At 34.8% G+C, this 3,792-nt stretch carries 5 protein-coding genes and 3 pseudogenes; 2 read left to right on the forward strand and 6 right to left on the reverse strand.

Annotation, left to right across the window (positions count from 1 at the left end):
• From HX124_RS17705 to HX124_RS17730, 6 genes and pseudogenes are all read right to left on the reverse strand, one after another.
• A pseudogene (locus HX124_RS17705) lies at nucleotides 1–743 on the reverse strand (hypothetical protein); the annotation flags it as partial.
• Nucleotides 740–901, reverse strand: a pseudogene (locus HX124_RS17710) (ATP-binding protein); the annotation flags it as partial. The pseudogenes HX124_RS17705 and HX124_RS17710, both read right to left, overlap by 4 nt.
• A gap of 398 nt (nucleotides 902–1,299) precedes the next feature.
• Nucleotides 1,300–1,665, reverse strand: coding sequence for a hypothetical protein (locus tag HX124_RS17715; protein WP_286418738.1), 366 nt, complete (start codon nucleotides 1,663–1,665; stop codon nucleotides 1,300–1,302).
• 88 nt (nucleotides 1,666–1,753) lie between these two features.
• Nucleotides 1,754–2,113: a hypothetical protein gene (locus HX124_RS17720; RefSeq protein ID WP_286384404.1), complete on the reverse strand. Its 360-nt coding sequence runs from the start codon at nucleotides 2,111–2,113 to the stop codon at nucleotides 1,754–1,756.
• A gap of 129 nt (nucleotides 2,114–2,242) precedes the next feature.
• A complete protein-coding gene (locus tag HX124_RS17725; RefSeq protein WP_286384405.1) occupies nucleotides 2,243–2,464 on the reverse strand; it encodes a hypothetical protein in 222 nt (73 codons plus the stop codon).
• A gap of 34 nt (nucleotides 2,465–2,498) precedes the next feature.
• Nucleotides 2,499–3,191 (reverse strand): LexA family protein, encoded by a 693-nt coding sequence (locus tag HX124_RS17730; RefSeq protein WP_286384407.1) that lies wholly within the window; start codon nucleotides 3,189–3,191, stop codon nucleotides 2,499–2,501.
• Between the two features lie 127 nt (nucleotides 3,192–3,318).
• On the opposite strand from HX124_RS17730, the gene HX124_RS17735 reads away from it, so the two are divergent.
• Together HX124_RS17735 and HX124_RS17740 are read left to right on the forward strand one after the other, a co-directional pair.
• Nucleotides 3,319–3,540, forward strand: a complete 222-nt coding sequence (locus HX124_RS17735; protein WP_286384409.1) for an XRE family transcriptional regulator — start codon at nucleotides 3,319–3,321, stop codon at nucleotides 3,538–3,540.
• A gap of 70 nt (nucleotides 3,541–3,610) precedes the next feature.
• Nucleotides 3,611–3,792: pseudogene (locus tag HX124_RS17740) on the forward strand (phage regulatory CII family protein); the annotation flags it as partial.

Here is a 3,792-nt window from a genome sequence, read left to right on the forward strand (position 1 = left end):
GTAATTTGTCCTTTAAATTGAACAATCAGCGCGTTAATTTCCTCAGCTTCAATTTGTTTAAATTTGGCATATAGCTGCTCAATCATTGATTTTAGCGAGTTTAAGTCTCTTTTATTCAAATCACTGTTGATCGTAATTTGAGTTTCAATAGCAAAGACTTCACGCTCTCTAGTTGCCTCGTTCAATGCCTCGATGTAGCGTTTTTTTACTTCTGCTGAAGTTGTTTTTTTCGGTTTTTCTTCAACTGGTTCAGGTGCGAGTTCAGTAGTAACCTCAGGCTCAACAACAGTTTCAACTTCTACAGCTGGAGCTTCAACTTCTATAGGATCTAATGAACCGCCGTTCAATGTGATAAATGCACGTGCATGAGCAATAGCATCATCAGAAGTTTTATGTAAAAGCTTTGATGTGATCAAACGTTTTAAATAAGTAGCATTGTCAGCAGTGCTTAGAATTTCAATAGGATGATCTACATCTAAAAGATTAGGTGCGTAGTAATACATTGCAGCATCAATTAAGTCATCAAAGCCTTGAATACACTCAGGTACTTCTAGATCCAATTGACCGATTGTCATAAAACGAGGTGCAAGGCAGAACTCGTAATCAGCACCGAAGAAGACCGTAGCAGGGAATTGACTCAACTCGCCAAAGTCGAGCAGTTGTCCGACTGCACGACACAACACTGCTTGACCAGATGACATTGCTTCAAAAGCTTGTTTAGCGTTTAAGATTTCGGTATTCATGCGGTCCATCCCTCCATATCTGACTTTGCTTGGCATGCGTTGAGAATTTGTGTTTCGTATTTTGAGCCACGGAAATAATTTGCAGGTTTATCCAGATCATTCACAGATTGAGCTTTTTGAATATCTGCAAGAGCCATCTGATAATCATTGTCTACCCGTCGTGAATAAAGCACTGAGTGTGCAAACTTGTAAAAAACGTTTTGGCTGTACACGATGTGTAACAGCAGGGTTGATAGGATTTAGTTTTGCATTCATAATTGATCTCGCATTAAGTTGTAAAAAGCACACGGTTTTGAAAGGTCGGTGTGCTTTTTTATTGTCTGCGAGTTAAAATATACCTGTAAGGTAAAATAAAGCAAATACCTTTAAGGTAAAATTTATTTAAAACTATTTTACTTTATAGGTGTATTAAAAATAAAATGGACAAAAGAAAACCCGCAGAAGCGGGTGAGCGAATGATACTGAGTTATTACAGGCTATCCTTCGATAGTAGCCTTATCTAGATTGTAATGCTTAGATGTGACAAGCAGAAGAAAATCCAAAATGAAGTTAATGATTAGATATATTTTTCACACTGAATATGGAGTTTATTTTTATAGTAATCCATAGAAATAATTAAATCTCTATCTAGTCTGTCTGGTGGATGTTTCTTAGGGGAAATTTTAAAAAGAGCAGGGGCATACTGTTGATTATATACATTAGGGTAATCAATACATAAGATTTTAGCCTTGATTTCAATAGGAGTATTTGGGTCGTCTAGTTGATCCAAAAATTGATTAATTTTGGCATCAGCTTCTTCAAATTGATGGATAATAGTTGATAGGTCTTGATTGTTTTCAGCAGCATTAGCCTCTTCAAATTGCTTTTGGCAACCAGCGAGAGTGACGATCACAAACATGAAAATGAATACTATTTTTTTCATATTACACAACGATCCTTGTTGTACTAATGTGATTGTAAATAAATTTTATCAAAATAAAACCCACATCATGTGGGTTTTATTTTAAATATTATTTCTTGTATTCAGTGATGTTAATTGGTCTGCCTTTCACGAGTTCGACCACGCCTTCACCATTTTTAAAATGGATAGATACGCCGTCATCATTTGTTAAGCGGACACCGCTTGCAGCTATAGCTGCTTTTAAATGCATTGCACGATCTGAATTATCAGTCATGACAGCCGTTTCAAAATTATCAGATGATTTAAGTTGAATAGTTAGACCCATTGGTCCTACAAAGTTAATTACTTGAGTTTCTGCAGGAGTGCTTGGTGTACTTTCTACAGGTTTGGTTGGTTGAATAGGAGATGAGTTACAGCCTGTTAGTGCCAATGCAATAGCGAATAATGAAGAACCGATTAAATATTTCAAGTTTTTTGCCCTTTATCTTAAATGTTAAAGATATGATTATACTGAAAAAGAAAACCATCACAGCGATGAGTAAAAAAGAAAAAAATTAAATTATTCCTTATTCATCAATCAACTATTTGCTATGCAGTTTTAATTACCTGTTTTCTTAGGAAACATTGGTTTTCCTAACTTTCCTTCTTCACAAAGTTGAACAATCTGCTTATTAGTTAAGACAGGCACAAAATACGTTTTCCCAATGCCTTTTGATAGAATTTTTACTTCTTCTGCTGTGAGGACTATCGCTTCATTATTGGCTGCTGCATCATTAATTCGATCAATAATTTGATTGATTGGTAGTGCTGAATTATCCATAGGTTTCTCTAATAATTATTTAAGGGTTAATGTTTTAATTACATTTCTTTCTACGTTTTGCTCGATATGTATACCGGATGCAATCAATCACTTGCCCAACAAAATTACAATTCTCATCAAGAGGGATGACATTTGGCTTGAATTCAGGATTTAGAGCTTGTAAATAGCGAGAACCATCTGTTTCAATGACTAATTTTTTAAAAGTCGCATCCTCAAATTTTCTTACAACAATCATGTCACCAGACTGCATATCACTATAATAAACATCAGGATCAACTAGAATATAATCGCCTTCCAGAAAATCAGGGTTATTGCTGATACCTTGAACTTTTAAGTAATAACAATTCGTGCATTCATCTGGCAAAGGAAGCCACTCTTCAACCTGGGACATATCAACAGTACTTACATTTGTAAATGTACCTGCCTGAACCCATGAAAGCACTGGGGCCATGTTTGGTCTAATAAATTTAACATTGGAATTTTCTTGATTGGTCACTGCAATATCTGACTGATCTAAAAAACCCTTTGGTTTGTGAAAAGCTTTTTCAATTTTTTCAGCAGTCTCGTCACCAATATTTTTTGTTGGGTTTTTACCAATATATTGACTTACAAGGTTGTAAGACATTTCAATTTTTTCAGCAAACTCGGTTCTAGTTAAACCCAGTTCTTTCATTAATTTTTTGGTGTTACTAAGTCTTATTTCATGAATTGTTTGTAACTCAGTCATCACGGAAGTACCTCTAAAAACTAATAATAAATTTACCTTATAGGTAGAAAAAATAAATACCCTCAGAGGTTGAAAAATATTTACCTGTTAGGTATATTTGATTTATATTTACCTATAAGGTGTATTTATACTTACCCTCTATGATTTCTGGCGAGGATTAGAAAAAAGTGAGCGTATCCAGTTTTGTGAAACTACAAAAATTTCTTATGGATACATGGAGTCTCACTTAATTCATGGTCGAAAAAAACCAAGCATGGAAACCATTCAAAAAATGGTTGATGCAAGCGATGAAAAGCTAACTCACAAAGGAATTTTTGAATTCTTTCTGGGAAGCTCAGCTGCTGTATAGGCAGTCCTACAAGCAAATTATTTATTTTCTTTGCTTAAAAATATACGTGAAAGAAAACAAGGATTTCACAATGCAAGAAATTTCACTGAGTAGAGAAGCTCAAACTGCCATTTTTAAAATGATTAACCAAACGCAAGGGATTTCACCAAAAGAAATTGCTCAGGTTACAGGTGATTCACACAACACGATCTGTAATTACGGAAATGTGGGTATGCCTAATCATTTACCGAGTTTGAAGAAACTCGAGGCAAT

Origin of the sequence: Acinetobacter sp. 226-1, from assembly GCF_030329325.1 — a bacterium.
Classification (GTDB): domain Bacteria; phylum Pseudomonadota; class Gammaproteobacteria; order Pseudomonadales; family Moraxellaceae; genus Acinetobacter; species Acinetobacter sichuanensis.